The sequence below is a fragment of the Acinetobacter sp. AG3 genome (assembly GCF_022343575.1).
In the GTDB taxonomy this organism is placed as follows: domain Bacteria; phylum Pseudomonadota; class Gammaproteobacteria; order Pseudomonadales; family Moraxellaceae; genus Acinetobacter; species Acinetobacter guillouiae.
The window spans coordinates 3,284,431-3,303,233 of record NZ_JAKQZD010000001.1 but is presented as its reverse complement, the minus strand read 5'-3'; the positions used below and the strand labels follow the sequence as shown (position 1 = coordinate 3,303,233).

Annotated in this window: 13 protein-coding genes and 2 pseudogenes; 12 read left to right on the top strand and 3 right to left on the bottom strand. The window is 42.3% G+C overall.

Features of this window, described 5'->3' with window-relative positions; translation table 11 throughout:
- Positions 1-80: 80 nt before the first annotated feature.
- A complete protein-coding gene (locus tag L3V46_RS15270; protein ID WP_239046164.1) occupies positions 81-1,073 on the bottom strand; it encodes an ABC transporter substrate-binding protein in 993 nt (330 codons plus the stop codon).
- A 3-nt stretch (positions 1,074-1,076) separates the two neighbouring features.
- A complete protein-coding gene (locus tag L3V46_RS15265) occupies positions 1,077-1,664 on the bottom strand; it encodes an ANTAR domain-containing protein (protein WP_239046163.1) in 588 nt (195 codons plus the stop codon).
- A 430-nt stretch (positions 1,665-2,094) separates the two neighbouring features.
- Here L3V46_RS15265 and L3V46_RS15260 point away from each other — a divergent pair, with 430 nt between their 5' ends.
- From L3V46_RS15260 to L3V46_RS15225, 8 genes and pseudogenes are all read left to right on the top strand, one after another.
- On the top strand, positions 2,095-3,471 hold the full coding sequence (locus L3V46_RS15260; RefSeq protein WP_004819891.1) for an MFS transporter: 1,377 nt from the start codon (positions 2,095-2,097) through the stop codon (positions 3,469-3,471).
- Between the two features lie 35 nt (positions 3,472-3,506).
- Positions 3,507-6,053 (top strand): nitrite reductase large subunit NirB, encoded by a 2,547-nt coding sequence (gene nirB, locus L3V46_RS15255; RefSeq protein WP_239046162.1) that lies wholly within the window; start codon positions 3,507-3,509, stop codon positions 6,051-6,053.
- 105 nt (positions 6,054-6,158) lie between these two features.
- Entirely contained in the window at positions 6,159-7,784 is a 1,626-nt protein-coding gene (nirD, locus tag L3V46_RS15250) for a nitrite reductase small subunit NirD (RefSeq protein WP_239046161.1), read from the top strand.
- 97 nt (positions 7,785-7,881) lie between these two features.
- The gene (locus L3V46_RS15245) at positions 7,882-10,677 is read left to right on the top strand and encodes a nitrate reductase (protein ID WP_239046160.1); all 2,796 of its coding nucleotides are present in this window, start codon (positions 7,882-7,884) and stop codon (positions 10,675-10,677) included.
- Positions 10,674-11,309, top strand: a pseudogene (locus L3V46_RS15240) (NTP transferase domain-containing protein). Before L3V46_RS15245 ends, L3V46_RS15240 begins: the two are co-directional and overlap by 4 nt.
- A gap of 184 nt (positions 11,310-11,493) precedes the next feature.
- Complete coding sequence (gene moaA, locus L3V46_RS15235) at positions 11,494-12,603, top strand: GTP 3',8-cyclase MoaA (RefSeq protein ID WP_239046159.1); 1,110 nt, start codon at positions 11,494-11,496, stop codon at positions 12,601-12,603.
- Between the two features lie 79 nt (positions 12,604-12,682).
- Positions 12,683-12,925 carry a MoaD/ThiS family protein gene (locus tag L3V46_RS15230; RefSeq protein WP_034614026.1) on the top strand — a complete coding sequence of 81 codons (243 nt, stop codon included), beginning with the start codon at positions 12,683-12,685 and terminating at the stop codon, positions 12,923-12,925.
- Position 12,926: 1 nt separating this feature from the next.
- Positions 12,927-13,379, top strand: a pseudogene (locus L3V46_RS15225) (molybdenum cofactor biosynthesis protein MoaE); the annotation flags it as partial.
- 339 nt (positions 13,380-13,718) lie between these two features.
- On the opposite strand, the gene pcaU reads toward L3V46_RS15225, so the two are convergent.
- Complete coding sequence (pcaU, locus tag L3V46_RS15220) at positions 13,719-14,543, bottom strand: IclR family transcriptional regulator PcaU (protein ID WP_239046158.1); 825 nt, start codon at positions 14,541-14,543, stop codon at positions 13,719-13,721.
- A 250-nt stretch (positions 14,544-14,793) separates the two neighbouring features.
- On the opposite strand from pcaU, the gene L3V46_RS15215 reads away from it, so the two are divergent.
- From L3V46_RS15215 to pcaB, 4 genes are all read left to right on the top strand, one after another.
- On the top strand, positions 14,794-15,477 hold the full coding sequence (locus L3V46_RS15215) for a 3-oxoacid CoA-transferase subunit A (protein ID WP_239046157.1): 684 nt from the start codon (positions 14,794-14,796) through the stop codon (positions 15,475-15,477).
- A gap of 2 nt (positions 15,478-15,479) precedes the next feature.
- Entirely contained in the window at positions 15,480-16,133 is a 654-nt protein-coding gene (locus tag L3V46_RS15210; RefSeq protein ID WP_004722148.1) for a 3-oxoacid CoA-transferase subunit B, read from the top strand.
- Between the two features lie 92 nt (positions 16,134-16,225).
- The gene (gene pcaF, locus L3V46_RS15205; protein WP_239046156.1) at positions 16,226-17,434 is read left to right on the top strand and encodes a 3-oxoadipyl-CoA thiolase; all 1,209 of its coding nucleotides are present in this window, start codon (positions 16,226-16,228) and stop codon (positions 17,432-17,434) included.
- 8 nt (positions 17,435-17,442) lie between these two features.
- The gene (gene pcaB, locus L3V46_RS15200; protein WP_239046155.1) at positions 17,443-18,801 is read left to right on the top strand and encodes a 3-carboxy-cis,cis-muconate cycloisomerase; all 1,359 of its coding nucleotides are present in this window, start codon (positions 17,443-17,445) and stop codon (positions 18,799-18,801) included.
- Positions 18,802-18,803: the final 2 nt, after the last annotated feature.

Sequence of the window (18,803 nt, the reverse complement as noted above, 5' to 3'; positions counted from 1 at the left end):
GTTTAAAAATGACTTATGACGCAAGCCTATTCTTGGATCTATTATAAAAATAATATTTAACGATTAAAAATTTCATTAGCCTATTCATTTAAATGTCCTGTGCATTGTGCCGAAATGTTTTTGATTTGTGCTGTATCCAGTTCTAAGTTATCCCATTTGCACATTTGTTGAATAATCCATTCAAAATCATCTGGTTTAGGTCGCTCCTGTGTCCCAAAAGAGCGAATAATATTTTGTATTTTATGAAACGCATAGGTATGCACCAAATGTGAACAGTTAAAGCGGATAATCTCGCTGTCTTCTAACATGTGCCATATAGGTTGCAGTGATTGCAAGGTGCTTAAATCATGCTGTGCTTGCTGAATCGCTGTCTGCAATGCGTTTAAGGTATTCGGATGCTTGTTTGCCCATTCATGGGTGGTCGCCAAAACTTTATCCGCGACTTCAGGAATAATCTGTTTACTCTCGGCAATCACATAACTATAACCTTCAATCTGCGCTTGGATATTCCAAGGTTCACCGACACAGAATCCATCGATGAGTTGTGATGAAATCGCATCCACCATATAGGAAGGGGGCAGTGTGGAGGGTTGATATTTTTTGGCCAAATCTAGGTCTGCCAAAGCCAACCATTCTCTTAAACAATAATGATGGATGGACTGTTTAAACACATGAGCCAGTTGTATTTTATCGCCTTGTTTTAAGGCTTGAACCACTTTCACTGCTGACGCTTGCGCAGTATCTTGCGTGTGAATTTTTAACTCATAACACAATTTTTGACTCAAGCTGATAAATGCGCGATTGGTACTCAACACCAATGCGGTTTGTAAGGGAATACCCAGTTGATCATTGCCTGTCGCAGCAGCGGGAAGCATGGCAGAAAGACAATGTGCGGCATCTAAAATACCAAAAGCTAAACGGTCACGTAGACTGGCCCATGAAGGCTCTTTTACCAACGTAACATTCAGACCTTGCTCGGTAAAATAGCCTTGATGGTGTGCCCAAAGTATTGCAGTGCAATCCAATAAAGGAATATAGCCTAATTGAATGTCTGTGGTTTCAAGTGTATGCATTGTTTATTCCTTGAAATTAGCTTGGAGCAAGGCTTGGGCGTCGATTAACTTTCTTGCCATTTCCCCCATGGTGATACGGTGACTCATGGCATTTTTTCGTAACAAACTGAAGGCTTGTTCTTCTTCAATTTGATGCATCTGCATCAGCATCACTTTGGCTTTTTCAATATCTTTTCGGTCTGCTAGTTTGCATTTGGTTTCATTGAGATCTTTTAATAGTTTTTTATGTTTTTTAAATTGTTCAATTGAAATTTCTAAAATACTTTCCAGTTTTTCTGGATCAATCCCATCGACAATATAGGCGGTTACACCCGCTTCAATGGCACTTTTGATGGTGTCTTTTTGCGAGTTTTTAGTGAAAAGCACAGTGGGCAAATCAAACTGACTTACGCAACTTTCAATAATATCTCGTTGTGGATGGTCCATATCCAGCAAAATTACATCGGCATGTAATTGTTGAAGATCGGTACTGTTTAAATGGTCAATCATCAGACATGCGACCACATCGAAACCATGTTCGATCAAAGAGGATTTGATAAAAGATGCCCGCTCTATATCATCATCGATCAGGGCAATTCTTAATTTTGGCATGTCGCTACTCAAGTATGTCCTGACATGAACTTTCAGCATATAAGCAATTTAGATGCCAATATCTCTGGTTAAAATTGCTGTTTAAAGCATAACCGCAGGATGTTAAAGAAAAGTGATGCACTTTATTGACGCAATTTGCTTCCTAAACATGCAGTTTTATGGCTTACATTTTAGATGCACTGATCAACAGTGTGACGTTTTATTGTGCAATCTAGGTACGATCATTTAATCATAAGTACTGAGTATTCAAGCAAAATAAAACCATAAACAGTCAAAAATATAAAATTGGCATGAACCATGCATATATTTAATCAAGTCAAAGAAGACTTTCAAAATTTGTAAGACGGCCAACGACGTCCGTTCTGATCGTTACTGATATGCCTCGTGCATAACAGCAACTTATATACGTTCAGTTCAGGAGATCGAAGCTATGTCTTCAAATTTAGATGCGAAAAAAGCAACAAAGATTCATCTTTTCAATTTTAGCAGCGCAGCAATGCGGGCCTTCCATATGAGTTGGCTCGCCTTTTTTGTCTGTTTCTTTGCATGGTTTGCTTGTGCGCCGTTAATGCCTGTGATTGCAGGTGAATTCCATCTGACTAAAGATCAAATTGCCAATATCAATATTGCCGCGGTGGCCATCACGATTTTAGTCCGTCTGATCGTCGGTCCCTTATGCGATAAATACGGTCCTCGTAAAACCTATACTGCATTACTGATTATCGGCAGTATCCCTGTATTTGGTGTGGCATCTGCCAATAGTTATGAGTCCTTTCTATTTTTCCGTCTATTGATTGGTGCAATTGGTGCCAGCTTTGTCATCACGCAATATCACACCAGTATTATGTTTGCGCCAAATGTGGTGGGAACTGCAAATGCAACCACTGCAGGTTGGGGCAATGCGGGTGGTGGAGCAACTCAAGCCTTGATGCCATTGATGCTTGCCGCACTGGTGATGTTTGGTGTTGAACAAGCCATGGGTTGGAGAATTGCGCTGATTGTACCTGGTGTGCTGATGTTAATCGTCGGTGCAATGTACTGGAAGTTTACGCAAGATTGCCCACAAGGTGATTTTAAAGAGCTTCGTGCGCAAGGTCTGCATGTGGGCAGTGATAAAAAAGGTGGTATGGCAATTTTACTGCATGCTGCAAAAAACTATCGTGTTTGGATTCTATTCGGTGCTTATGCAGCTTGTTTTGGCATCGAAATTTTTATTCACAACATTGTCGCAATGTACTACGTGGATCATTTCAAATTTGGTTTAAAAGAAGCGGGTATGGCCGCAGGGATTTTTGGTTTATTGGCACTGTTTGCCCGTGCACTTGGCGGTATTGTTTCAGATAAGGTGGCGACTAAAAAAGGTCTCGATGGTCGTACTAAAGTATTGTTTGCCATGATCCTGTTAGAAGGCGTATTTCTGATTGTCTTTTCTCAAATGAATACCGCAATTCTGGCGATTTTGGTGATGACCGTATTTGCTTTATTTACCCATATGGCTTGCGGTGCGACCTATGCACTGGTTCCATTTATTGATCGCGATGCTTTGGGTGGTGTGGCTGGCATTATCGGGGCAGGCGGTAATGTCGGTGCTGTTGCTGCTGGTTTCTTATTAAAAGGCATGTTGGATATTCAAACGACACTGATGGTTTTAGGTGGTTTGGTGGTGATTGCTGCAAGTTGTGTATTGATGATCCGTTTCTCGGTTGAACATAAAGAGAAAGAGCAAAAGTTATTTGAAGCTGCAGTGCTTGAGCGAAATAGCATGGAACAAAATGCTGTAAGTCTTAAACAAAACAGTGCGACTTAATTGAATAACAACAGCAAGAATTAAGGAGAATCGATATGAAATTAGTGATGATTGGTCATGGAATGGTTGGGCACAAATTTATTGAATCTGTGCTGGAACATGCTGGTGATGAAGTTGAAATCACGATTTTGGCAGAAGAGCCGCGTTTAGCTTATGACCGTGTGCATTTGACTGAATATTTTACAGGCAAATCTGCCAAAGATTTAACCCTCTGTCGTGCTGACTTTGCCGATGCTTATGGTATCGACCTGCGCTTAAACACCAAAGCCACGGATATAGATACCCGCAATAAATGCATCACTACCAATCATGGCGATGTGATTGGCTATGACAAATTGGTGCTTGCGACGGGTTCCTATGCTTTTGTTCCACCAATTTTAGGTCACGACCGTAACAACTGTTTTGTTTACCGTACCATTGATGACTTGGATGCGATTCGGGCAGCGAGTTTATCGGCAAAATCTGGTGTGGTCATTGGCGGTGGTTTGCTGGGTTTGGAAGCTGCCAAAGCGCTTCGTGATTTAGACTTGGAAACCCATGTTGTTGAGTTTGCCCCCCGTTTAATGGCAGTACAAATTGATGATTTAGGCGGAAAAGTTTTACGCGCCAAAATTGAAAATTTAGGTGTGAAAGTCCATACCCAAAAGGCCACTTCGGCTATAGAAGACGGTGTGAATAGCACCCATGTGATGAAGTTTGCAGATGGTTCCGAACTTGAAACAGATATTATTTTATTTTCCGCAGGGATTCGCCCACGTGATGAATTGGCGCGCCAAAGTGGTTTAGCTTTAGGTGAACGTGGCGGTATCGTGATCAATGATTACTGCCAAACCTCAGATGCAGACATTTATGCAATTGGTGAATGTGCATTATGGAACAATAAAATTTATGGTTTAGTGGCGCCCGGTTATGACATGGCACGGATTGCGGCAAAACATGTGATGCAACAAAGTTGCCCTACATTTGCTGGCGCAGACATGAGCACCAAGTTAAAACTGATGGGTGTTGATGTAGCATCGGTAGGCGATGCGCATGCCATGACCGCAAATGCATTGAGCTATTTCTATGCTGATGAAGATGCAATGGTCTATAAAAAGATCGTGGTCAATGCGGAGAAAACCCAGTTATTAGGCGCAGTACTGGTTGGTTGCGCCAAAGAATATAACGACTTATTGCAAATGATGCTCAATGGATTGGCTATACCAGAAAATCCAGAAAGTTTAATCATGCCGGGCTATGCACAATCTTCAGCAAAAGCGGGAGGCAGTGGTGTAGATTTATTGCCAGACAGTGCCACGATTTGTTCATGTAATAACGTGTCTAAAGCAGATATTTGTAGTGCAATTGCCGAGGGTTCGACCTCATTAGGCGCGTTAAAAAAATGTACCAAAGCCGCAACTGCATGTGGTGGATGTGCACCCTTAGTGACCCAAGTTTTAAAATCTGAATTACAACGCCAAGGGGTAACGGTCAATAATCATCTTTGTGAACATTTTGCTTACTCACGCCAAGAGTTGTATCACTTGGTACGGGTCAATGAAATTAAAAGCTTTGATGACTTGATTCAACAACATGGGCATGGTTTAGGTTGTGATATTTGTAAACCGACAGCGGCCAATATCTTGGCATCTTGCTGGAATGACTTTGTTCTCACCGCAAATCATGCTGGGTTGCAAGACAGTAATGACTACTATCTAGGCAATATTCAAAAAGATGGTTCGTATTCTGTTGTACCACGTATGGCAGGCGGTGAAGTGACGCCAGATGGTTTGATTGCAGTCGGTCAGATTGCCAAAGAATATGGTTTATATACCAAGCTAACCGGTGGGCAACGGGTAGACTTATTTGGAGCACAAGTCCATCAATTGCCAGAAATTTGGGAAAAGCTGATCAATGCGGGGTTTGAGTCTGGTCATGCCTATGGCAAGTCATTACGTACCGTTAAATCTTGTGTTGGGAGCACATGGTGTCGTTATGGTGTCGATGACTCTGTCGGTTTAGCCATCTTCCTTGAAAATCGCTACAAAGGTTTGCGTTCCCCACATAAATTAAAAATGGCAGTTTCGGGTTGTACCCGTGAGTGTGCCGAAGCACAAAGCAAAGATGTTGGGGTGATTGCCACTGAAAAAGGCTGGAACTTATATGTCTGTGGCAATGGGGGAATGAAACCTCGCCATGCAGAACTTTTAGCTTCTGACCTAGATACGCAAACTTTAATTCAATATATCGACCGCTTTTTTATGTTCTATATCCAAACAGCGGATCGTTTACAACGGACTTCAGTATGGCGTGACAATATGGAAGGTGGTTTGGATTATCTTAAAGATGTTGTTGTACATGATTCCTTAGGGGTTGCTGCTGAACTTGAACGTCGAATGAGCCATGTGGTGGGCACTTATCAAGACGAATGGCGCACTGCGGTGGAAGATCCTGAAGTACGTAAACGTTTTGTGACCTTTATTAATGCCAAAGCTGAGCAACAGCAAGATCCACATATTCAGTTTGCCAAAGTCCGTGGGCAAATTCGCCCAAAAACTGAATCAGAACGTGATCAGAGCCGTATTCCTGTAGTTGAAGCATAAGGTTGAAGCATAAGCATATGAACACTTGCTTTATTGGCCTTATTCCACAGCTTAAAAACAAGTCTTGTGGAAGATCTGATCAACGTTGTTAAAAGGATAAATACAATGACCATTTTAAAAGATATGAATGAACTCGATTGGCTGGATATTTGTGCATTGCAAGATATTACGCCCAATACAGGTGTAGGCGCATTACTGGGACAACAACAAGTGGCTATTTTTCGGGTAGGCAGTGAAAAGCGTGTATATGCGCTGAGCAACCAAGACCCATTCAGTAAAGCCTTTGTCATGTCGCGTGGAATTATTGGTGATTTACAAGGTGAACGTGTAGTTGCATCACCGATTTATAAGCAACATTTTAGTTTAGCAACAGGCCGTTGTTTAGAAGACAAAGATCAAAAATTATTGGTTTTTCCAAGCAAAATTGAAAATGGTCGGGTTTGGGTCAGTCCAACCCCACAAAAAACTTATATCACCAATAATGGTACGGCTCAGGAAAAAATCAATTTAGTTCTGGTGGGGAACGGATTGGCAGGGATGCGTTGCTTGGAAGATTTGCTTGATATGGCACCTGATCGTTACGACGTGACGGTGATTGGTGAGGAGCCTTGGGGTAACTATAACCGGATTATGCTGTCGCCTGTCTTATCAGGGGATAAAACCATTGACGACATTATGCTACATCCCCATTCATGGTATGCCGATAAAAATATTCGCTTTATTGCGGGTGATGCTGCGGTACGTATTGACCGTCCCCGTAAGCAAGTCTATACCGAAAAAGGTGTGGTGGTGAGCTATGACCGTTTGATTTTAGCAACGGGTTCAAAACCATTTATTCCACCAGTCAAAGGCTCAGATTTGGATGGCGTGTTGAGCTTTCGTGATATTTATGATGTCAATAATATGCTCGACTACTGCAAATCTAAAAACAATGCCGTGGTGATTGGTGGTGGTCTATTGGGGCTAGAAGCCGCATATGGTTTAAAGCAACGTGGTATGAATGTGACGGTTTTGCATTTGATGGATCGCATTATGGATCGCCAACTTGATGCCAAAGCCAGTCAAATGTTGAAAACAGCAATTGAGCAAAAGGGCATTCCGATCATCACCGAAGCCAATACAGAAGAATTACTCGGTGAAAATGGTCATGTCACCCAGATTCGGTTAAAAGATGGCACGCTTTTAGACGCAGATCTGGTGGTTTTTGCCGTAGGTATTCGCCCAAATATGGCTTTGGCACAAAGTGCGGGTTTACGCTGTAATCGCGGTGTGTTGGTCAATGACACCATGCAAACCTATGATCCAAGTATTTATGCAGTGGGTGAATGTATTGAGCATCGTAACCAAACGTTTGGTTTGGTAGAACCTTTATGGGGTCAAGCCTTTATTTGTGCATCACATTTGGCCGAACACGGCAGTTTGACCTTTAAAGCACCGACTGTTCCAACCCAGTTAAAAGTTAGTGGTTGTGATGTTTTTTCAGCAGGCCGCATTGATTTAGAAAACAGTCAACCGCTAGAAGATTTCGAAGACATTATTCTGAATGATGAAAAACGTCAAATCTACAAACGCATTATTATTCAAAAGGATAAAGTCGTGGGTGCGGTACTGTTTGGTGATACAGAGGATGGTACTTGGTACGCTGAATTGATTGCTGATCAAACCCCAATTTCTTCGATTCGCAATAAATTGTTATTTGGTCGGGATTTTGCATTAAAAAAAGCAGGCTGATTTATATCGCTTAACCCCCTTTATCTTAACAGGAGGGGGAGATTAAAAATGAAAGCCATATTCAAGTGAATGTATAGCATTGAGGAGCACAGCAGCAATGAATAGTATCCCTGTAATGGAACTGCCTAGCTCCACAGAACATAAGATCACAAGCACACACACCACTTGTCCTTACTGTGGTGTAGGCTGTGGTGTCACAGCAACAGTGCAAGACACCACGCTAGGACCAAAAGTGTCTGTGCTTGGCGATGTCAATCATCCCTCGAATTACGGGAAACTGTGTATTAAAGGCAGTAATTTAGCCGATACGCTGGGGTTGGGCACACGTGTTTTATATCCAATGCTTGGGCGTCATCTCCATCAGCAAGTCACAGATTGGGATAGCGCAACAGATTTAATTGCCAATAAATTCCAACACTATATCGAGCAATATGGTCGTGACAGTGTCGCATTTTATGTTTCTGGTCAGTTGCTGACGGAAGACTATTATGTGGTGAATAAATTCGTTAAAGGCTATTTGGGCACAGCCAATATCGATACCAATTCAAGATTGTGTATGTCTTCGGCGGTTGCCGCACATAAGCGTGCTTTTGGTGAGGATCTAGTACCTGCAAGTTATGATGATTTTGAACATACTGACATGGTGATTTTGGTCGGTTCAAATACAGCATGGTGTCATCCCGTGATGTATCAACGCATCATGCAAGCCAAAGAATTAAGACAACAAAAGCAAAGTGATTTATTTGTGGTGGTGATAGATCCACGCTTTACTGCCACATGTGAAGCAGCTGATTTGCATTTGCCTATTTTGATTGGTCAAGATGTTTCCTTGTTTAATGGGTTATTACAATATTTATATCAACAGGGTTATGCCGATAGCGCATTTGTTGAGGCACATACCCAAGGGCTAGAGACGGCTCTAAAAAGTTCGCAAGCTGAAACAGATCTCCAAGATGTTGCAGTGAAAACAGGAATTTCGCTAGAAAAACTCCAGCTCTTTTTTGAAAAGTTTGCCCAAACAGAAAAAGTCATGACCTTATTTTCAATGGGGGTAAACCAGTCTTCACGTGGCGTGGACAAAGCCAATAGCATCATTAATTGTCATTTGTTGACGGGCAAAATTGGAAAGTTGGGCGCAGCGCCGTTCTCAATGACAGGACAACCTAATGCAATGGGCGGGCGTGAAGTGGGTGGACTTGCCAATATGCTGGCAGCACACATGGACTTAGACAATCAACAACATCAACAGCTTGTGCAAAGTTTTTGGAACAGTCCAAGCATTGCCAAACACGTTGGATTAAAAGCCGTTGATCTTTTTGAAGCAGTGGAAAGTGGCAAGATTAAAGCCATTTGGATTATGGCGACCAATCCGGTGGTCAGCCTACCCAATGCCGATCAGGTCAAACGTGCTTTAAACAGCTGTGAGTTTGTTGTGGTCTCTGATATTTGTAAAGATACCGATACCACTCAGTTTGCTGATGTGCTCTTACCAGCATTGGGGTGGGGAGAGAAGGATGGCACGGTCACCAATTCAGAACGCCGTATTTCACGACAACGTGCTTTTTTAGACCCGCCTGAGCAGGCCAAAGCGGATTGGTGGGCTGTGGCACAAGTGGCTAAAAAGCTTGGATTTACTGGCTTTGATTTTGCAAATAGCCACGAGATTTTTAAAGAACATGCACAGTTATCTGCGTATCAAAATGCAGAGATTAATGCGCGATCAAATACCCAAAGCTTTCGTTACTTCAATTTACAAGGTTTAACTGATCTTTCATTGGATGAATATGATCAATTGGCGCCCATTCAATGGCCTGTGATCATACGCAATCAGGCTGAGCATGCATTCGCACAATTGTTTTCACAGGGGCAGTTTAGCCATGCAGATGGCAAAGCTAAATTTATTGCCACGATGGCGATAGATCCAGTCCATCAAAGCACTGTTGAATATCCTTTAATTCTCAATACAGGGCGGATTCGGGATCAGTGGCACACCATGACCCGCACAGGTTTATCTGCCAATTTAAGCACCCATAAAGCAGAACCCTTTTGTGAAATTCACCCCAATGATGCATTGAAATATGGCTTGAAAGAAGGCGAGTTGGTTGAAATCAAATCAGCTTGGGGCAATTGTGTCTTGCGAACTGTACTCAGTGACAATATCCGTCGTGGGCAGATTTTTGCCCCGATTCATTGGAATGATCAATTTGCTTCGGATGCCCGTATTGGCAAAGTGGTCAATCCCGTAGTGGATGCAATTTCAGGCGAGCCAGAATTCAAACATACCCCTGTGCTGATTCAGCCATTTTATACCCAGTGGCAAGGGGTATTTTATGTCCGTGAAGGGTATGAACATATTGTTAAAAATAGCATCGAAAATACGGTGTGGTGGACAAAAATTCAGACCGCCAAAGCAGTACGCTATGAATTGGCAGATCGTCGTCGTTTTACCCAAACTACTCAACATCTCAAACAACTTTTACCCTTTGAAGATGAAAGTTTTGAGTGGCTGAACTTGGAAGATCAAACTGCACATATCAGCCATAGTGTAGTGTTAAAAGAAGGTAGTCTTATTGCAAGTTTATATATCGCACCCAAAGCCTTGTTGCCTGATCGTGATTGGGTTGCCAGTTTATTTAAACGTGATCGTTTAAGTGCGATGCATCGTAAAGCCTTACTTGCTGGACAAGCCATGTCGATGGGCAATAGTGATGGGCCGTTGGTGTGTAGTTGTTTTAAAGTGGGCAAAAATCGAATTATTCAAACCATTAAAGAAAACAATATTAATCATGAAAAACAAGTGACTGCATGTTTAAAAGCAGGTGGTAATTGTGGTTCATGTCTACCTGAAATTCGCGGATTGATTAAAGCCTGTCAAGCGGAGCTTACACAATGAAAAGAATCATAAAACCCAAGAAAGCCAAACAATATCCACAGACTGATCTTGTCATTCTTGCGGGGGGTCAAGCAAGGCGTATGAATGGGATCAATAAACTGTTACAGAAATTTGATGATCAAATTCAATTGATTAAGATCCATCAACAACTAAAAAATTGAGTCGCGCAGATTTGGGTCAATAGCCACCGTGATTATTCAATTTATCAAAAACTTATTCCCAGTTTGTATTGCTATCAGGATGATGAAAAAGGCTTTTTTGGTCCGCTGATGGGAATAAAGAGTGCTTGGTCTTATGTAAAATCTGACTATGTACTTTTTGTGCCCTGTGATGTGACCTTTATTCCACCTGATGTTATTGAAAACTTACATATGGCTTTAGCGGGTCATCCTTTGGCACAAGTGGCTTATGTCAATATCAATGGCAAAGCCTTATATCCATTTTGCTTGTTAAAGCGCAGTGCTTTAAATCAAATCTGCACTCATCTTGAACAAGGACAACGCAGTTTAAAGGCATGTTTTTCTGATTTGCACGCTCAGGAAGCGTTATTTGAAAATCATGCACTGTTTTTTCACAGCATCAATTCTTTGGACGAATTACAGCAATATCAACAGCTCAAGTTTTTACATTGATTGGCTTGGTTTGGACTCGTTTTTTGCAAATCTCTATTTTTGAGAGAATTCGAGCAGGTTTTAGCTGAAGCGCATTGGTGAATGATCAAAGTTGGAACACTTTTTGCAATTTCAATATCAATAAAATAGCGCAGATTTTAAGTTTAAAGAACTTTTGAACTTAAACCGGGCTTGGGATGTGTAGATGAATGTAATGACACAATATGACGTGGGTAGCGCCTTTGTCGATCAATATGGTCGTAGCAAGCGTAAACTCCGAATTTCAGTGACAGATCGCTGTAATTTTAAGTGTGTCTATTGTATGCCCGAACATCCTGAATGGATGAAAAAACACGATTTACTCAGTTTTGAAGAACTTTATGTGTTTTGTGAGTTTATGGTGCGGTATGGCATTGAACAGATTCGGATCACAGGTGGTGAGCCGTTAATGCGTCAAGGTGTGGTGCACTTTATTGAGCAACTACAAAAATTAAGAAAACTGGGACTCAAACGTATCTCAATGACCAGTAACGCACACTATCTTAAACAATACGCAAGCCAGTTAAAACAAGCGGGTTTAGATGACTTAAATATCAGTCTGGACAGTCTAGATCCAGCACAATTTAAAGCACTGACTCAAAAAGAATTAAAACCTGTATTAGCGGGCATTGTCGCAGCACAACAAGCAGGCTTTAAGATCAAGATCAATGCTGTATTGATCAAAGGCATCAATGATGATCAGGTTTTGCCCTTAGCACACTGGTCAATTCAACACCATTTTACTGTGCGATTTATTGAGTTTATGCCTTTGGATGGCGCTGGTCTTTGGTCGCAAGCCGATATTGTCAGTGAACAAGAAATTTTAGCTCAATTACAGCAAGACTTTGTTGTCACTTTACAGCAAGGACAGTCTTCCGAGCCTGCACGACAGTATTTTATTGATGGTTATCCGATTGGCATCATTTCGACCATTACCAATTCATTTTGTGGCACATGTGACCGTGTACGCTTAACTGCACAAGGTGATTTTTATAATTGTCTATTTGCGCCAAAGGGAATCAGCCTCAAAGCGCAAATTAAGGCATTGGATCAGGATTTCCCTGTTTTAGAGCCTCTCCAATTAGCACAAATCAGTTCACCAAATGCAGTTGTATATTCGCCAATAACATTAGGTTCGCCACAGCATAGACAATTAAAAGATACTTTATCAGATTATATTTGGCAGAAAAAACAAGGCTTTGATGAGATTTATCAACAGCCAAAATCAAAACATTCATCATCTCGAAAAATCAGTATGTACATGATTGGAGGTTAATATGTCAGATCAATTTACCATTCCAAATACACCAGACTCGGCAAACATTGCCAATCAATTCAAAGATATCCAGCAGCACATGACTGTAAAAATTGAATGCTTTGGTGCAATTGAACGTTTACTGCCGAGCGATTTAACCCTGCAATGTGAGTCTGAAATGATGCTTTCGGATGTTTTGGATTATGTGGTACGCGCTTATCCACATGCAGGAAACATGCTTGAACGTTGTGCATGTGCAATAGGCGAAGACATTATCCCACGTCAGACCTTATTAACATCGGATAGCACCGTGGTTTTACTGTCACCTGTTGCGGGAGGTTGATATGCATACATTTGAACAAACGCTTAAACAATTCAACAGAATTCAGGATACCCCTTTAAGCCAAGACAGTTTTGATCCGATTCAAGACTTTCCTGAATGTGGTGGGATTGGCATCTTTATTGGAACAGTACGTAATCACCATGAAGGCAAAGCAGTCAAAGCATTGAAATACACTGCCTATGCACCTGTTTCAGAAAAAATGATTCGTCAAATTGAACAAGAGATTCAACAAAAATTTGCGGTGGCTTATGTACGGGTTATTCATCGTATTGGTGCTTTAAACATCGGTGAAAAAGCCATTATTGCGATTGCTTATGCAGCGCATCGCCGTGAAGCATTTGCTGCCTGTGAAGAAGCGGTAGAACGAGTAAAACATGAGGTTCCCGTATGGAAAGAAGAATTTTATCTGGATGGCACGAGCCAATATGTTGCGGGTTGTTGTATTCGAAAAGATGATATGGAGCAAGATCTGCCAATACAACAGGATTTATCTAGCCAACATATTTGTAAACATGAACATGGCGCTTCTGATGACCATTTATCTCAGCACAATCACCCTCAACCTCAGCATTCTTTAGTAGGTCATTTCACATCTGTACATTTAGGACACACGCATTCAGAACACAGCAGTCAACAACAGGATCATGAACGAGAACAGCAAGTGTTATTTCGCAAACAGTGTGAACAGACAATTTATCAATGGCATATGTAAAACATATTTAGCAACTTGGTAAAGTGTCTTCTTCACAAAGTATATTTTGCCATGTAAAAGATGTTGTTATCTCAACAGATGCTAAATCACTTGGCGTAAATCTCGCGCTGTTTCTTGCAGTAACGGCAAGATATGCGTAATTAAATAATCTTTGGTGGTGCGTATAGTGGGGGAGACAATATTGAGTGCGGCAACAACAACCGCATTTGAGTCATAAATCGGAACTGCCACAGCATGCACCCCCAATTCGTGCTCTTCACAGGAATAACACCAGTCTTGTTCTTTAATCTCATGCAGTAGTTCTATAAAGGCAGCACTTTCTGTATGAGTGTATTTAGTGAAACGCTTTAATGGATATTGGGTCAGCCACTGCTTTTGTTCTTCGACATTTAAATGCGCCAATAAAATTTTCCCCGCAGAGGTTGCATGCGCAGCCAGACGATTGCCTAAATGTAAGCCATAGGGATTAACTCGGTCTGTTTGTTGGTGCGCAGCACTCCGTGCAATGGTAATTGCTTCATAACCATCGAGAACCATCACGGAATAAATCAGTGAGGTTTGGTTGGTCAATAAATTTAATAAGGGTTGGCAAATTTTAGGTAAAGGGGAGCCGTCTAAATAAGCGCCAGAGAACTTGAGAATTTTCGGGGTTAAATAATAATAATGTCCGTCAAAGTCTAAATAGCCTAAGTATTCTAATGTCAGTAAATGGCGACGCGCTGCTGCACGGGTCATTCCGGTTTTCTCAGCTGCCGTGCTGATGTTAAAACGATGCCGTTCAGGTCCAAAACATTCCAAAATCGCCAAACCTTTTGCAATCCCTGCAATAAAATCTTCATGGCGAATAATCTTTTTATTTTCAGTATGATGAATAAATCGGGTGGTTTTTTTCTGTTCATTGTCCATAACGCAGATCCTTATTTTAAATCAGATTCCGTAAAATTATTTTAAACCGAAAGTAGACTGTTTTAGTGGGATAAAGTTCGATCATCGAACATAAAAAATAATGATCGAACAAAACATCCCTTCAAGCCTAGAAGTAAATACAAAATTTATCAAGAATGAAGATAAGAAATCCGAACAAAACACTCAACTTATGTTTCATCGGTTTCTAGGATGAAACAAATGAGTGATTCATAGTACAGGAAGTAGTCAGATGATTGATAAAAGCGCCACCTCATTGACCGAGGTTCTGTCCCACATCAAAGATGGTGCAACCATTATGATTGGTGGCTTTGGAACAGCAGGACAGCCCGCAGAGCTGATCGATGGGCTGATTGAACTTGGCGTTAAGGATCTGGTGATTGTCAATAACAATGCAGGCAATGGCGATTATGGTCTGGCTAAACTGCTTAAATCGGGTGCAGTCCGTAAAATCATTTGTTCTTTCCCACGTCAGTCTGACTCTTGGGTATTTGATGAACTCTATCATGCGGGCAAGATCGAACTGGAACTGGTTCCACAAGGTAATCTCGCGTGTCGTATTCAAGCCGCAGGAATGGGTTTAGGTGCAGTATTTACCCCAACAGGCTTTGGCACATTATTGGCAGATGGTAAAGAAACTCGTCATATCGATGGCAAAGACTACGTGCTTGAATATCCAATTAAAGCAGACTTTGCACTGATTAAAGCACATCAAGGCGACCGTTGGGGCAACTTGGTTTATAACAAATCAGCACGTAACTTCGGTCCAATCATGGCGATGGCTGCGGATGTCACCATTGCACAGGTTTCAGAGGTGGTTGAACTGGGTCAGCTCGATCCTGAGCATATTATTACCCCAGGGATTTTTGTTCAGCATGTGGTTGCAGTTGATGCAGCCAATGGTAATGGAGAATAACAATGAGCTACCAAAAACTAAGCCGTGACCAAATTGCTGAACGTGTTGCCCAAGATATTCCCGATGGTGCATATGTCAATTTAGGCATTGGTTTACCGACCAAGATTTCAAAATATTTGCCAACAGACAAAGATGTATTTTTGCATTCTGAAAATGGTTTATTGGCTTTTGGTCCTCCACCCGCCAAAGGTGAAGAAGATCCTGAGCTGATTAATGCTGGCAAAGAATATGTCACTATGCTAACGGGTGGCTCGTTTTTCCATCATGGTGATTCTTTTGCCATGATGCGTGGTGGACATTTGGATATTGCTGTATTGGGTGCATTCCAAGTGGCAGCCAATGGCGATCTTGCCAATTGGCATACCGGTGCGCCTGATGCGATTCCTGCGGTGGGTGGTGCAATGGATTTGGCTGTAGGGGCCAAGAAAGTCTTTATCACCACAGATCATGTGACCAAGCAAGGTGAACCTAAGATTGTTGAAGAACTGAGCTATCCAGTAACAGGTAAGCATTGTGTTGATCGTATTTATACCGACTTATGCGTGATTGATGTGACTACAGATGGCTTAAAAGTGCTTGAAAAAGTTGCAGGTCTGAGCTTTGAAGAATTACAGGCTTTGACGGGTGCTCAGTTAATTGATGCGACACAGGGATAATAAATCTCCCCTAACCCCTCTTTAAAAAAGAGGGGAACTCCTCCCTTTAATAAAAGGGAGGCTGGGAGGGATTTTAGATAAAGGAAAGACACATGAAAAACGCTTACATCATAGATGCCATCCGTACCCCATTTGGTCGTTATGCCAGTGGTCTTGCGCCAGTCCGTGCAGATGACCTCGGTGCTATTCCAATTCAAGCATTGATACAACGTAATCCAACGGTAGATTGGCAGCAAGTCGATGATGTGATCTATGGCTGTGCCAATCAGGCTGGTGAAGACAATCGTAATGTCGGGCGCATGTCAGCATTATTGGCGGGTGTGCCCTATCAAGTGCCAGCGACCACTGTCAACCGTTTATGTGGATCGTCACTGGATGCGATTGCCATGGCAGCTCGTGCCATCAAAGCCAATGAAGCAGATTTAATTATTGCGGGTGGTGTAGAAAGCATGAGCCGTGCGCCCTATGTGATGGGTAAATCAGACAGTGCTTTTGGACGCAGTCAAAAGATCGAAGACACCACTATGGGCTGGCGCTTTATCAATCCAAAACTTAAAGAATTGTATGGTGTGGACAGCATGCCACAAACTGCTGAAAACGTAGCAGAACAATTCAATATTAACCGTGCGGATCAAGATCAGTTTGCGCTAAACAGCCAACAACGTACTGCGGCAGCACAAGCTCAAGGCTTTTTCAAAAATGAGATTGTGCCTGTCACTATTCCACAGCGTAAAGGTGATGCTGTGCTTGTGGATACCGATGAACATCCACGTGCATCAACCACTTTAGCTGCACTGACAAAACTTAAAGGTGTGGTCAAAGCTGATGGTACGGTCACGGCGGGAAATGCGTCTGGGATTAATGATGGTGCAGCGGCGTTATTGATCGCCTCAGATGAAGCTGTAGAAAAATACCAATTAAAACCACGTGGCAAAATTATTGCAGCAACCACAGTGGGTGTTGAACCAAGAATTATGGGCTTTGCACCAGCGCCTGCAATCAAGAAACTGCTTAAACAAGCCGATCTTAGTTTAGCGCAAATGGATGTGATTGAACTGAATGAAGCCTTTGCTGCCCAAGCTTTGGCGGTAACCCGTGATTTAGGTTTGGCAGATGATGATGCACGTGTAAATCCCAATGGTGGTGCGATTGCTTTAGGTCATCCTTTGGGTGCATCAGGTGCCAGACTGGTGACCACAGCCTTAAATCAACTTGAACAGATCAAAGGTGAATATGCCCTATGTTCAATGTGTATTGGGGTAGGTCAGGGTATTGCATTAATTATTCAACGTGTTGAGTGAGGTATCTGATGAGCCAGTTATACGCCAGCTTATTTTATCAGCCTGATGTCACAGCAATCTTTAGCGATCATGCCTTATTGGCTTATATGATCCAAGCCGAAGTGGCTTTGGCAAAAGCACAGGCGCAAATGGGTGTGATTCCACCATCCGCTGCCAGCATCATTGAACAAGTTGGACAACAGGCCTTAGCAAAAATTGATTTTGAAGCATTGGCAACCGCCACAGCACTTGCGGGAAATATTGCGATTCCTTTGGTTAAGCAATTTACTGCGATAGTAAAACAACAGGATGAAGACGCAGCGCGTTATGTACATTGGGGCGCAACCAGCCAAGACATTATTGATACAGCCACGATTCTGCAATGCCGTGATGCATTAGGGCTGATTGAAAAACAATTACAACAGGCTTATCAAGTTTCATTAGACCAAGCACAACAGTATCGTGCCCAAGTCATGATTGGTCGGACTTGGTTGCAACAAGCCTTACCAATTACTTTAGGGCATAAGTTTGCGCGTTGGGCTGCGGCATTTAAACGTGATCTTGATCGTCTAAGCGAGATGAAAAGCCGCGTTCTTACCGCTCAACTCGGTGGGGCCGTGGGTTCATTGGCATCATTACAAGACCAAGGTTCCGCGGTGGTTAAAGCCTATGCTGCGGCGTTGAATTTAACCTCACCTGAGTGTACATGGCACGGTGAGCGTGACCGTATCGTTGAAATTGCCAGTGTACTTGCCCTGATCGTCGGTAATGTTGGCAAGATGGCAAAAGACTGGTCTTTGCTGATGCAAACTGAAATTGCTGAAGTTTTTGAACCCACTGCAAAAGGCCGTGGTGGCTCATCCACCATGCCACACAAACGTAATCCAGTTGCAGCCGCTTGCGTCCTTGCAGCAGCCAACCGTGTGCCTGCATTAATGGCGAGTGTCTACCAAAACATGTTGCAAGAACATGAACGTGCTTTAGGTACTTGGCATGCAGAATGGTTGGTGATTCCTGAAATTTTCCAGTTATGCGCAGGTGCTTTAGAACGCACGACAGATGTACTTGAACATATGCAAGTCGATGCAGAAGCGATGCAGCGCAACCTTGAGTGTACTCAGGGCTTGATCATGGCAGAAGCTGCAATGATGGCATTGGCAGCTAAAATTGGACGCTTAAATGCGCATCATTTGGTTGAGCAAGCTTGTCAGCAGGCTATTGCGCAACAGCAGCATTTAAAAACAGTGTTGTCAGCAATGGCTGAGGTGAATGTTCATCTAAGTGCACAGGAATTAGCAGAGATTTTTAAACCAGCCGCTTACTTGGGCAATATTCAGGCACAAATTGATGCCGTACTACAAGCAGCACAAGGAGTGTCTAAATCATGAAA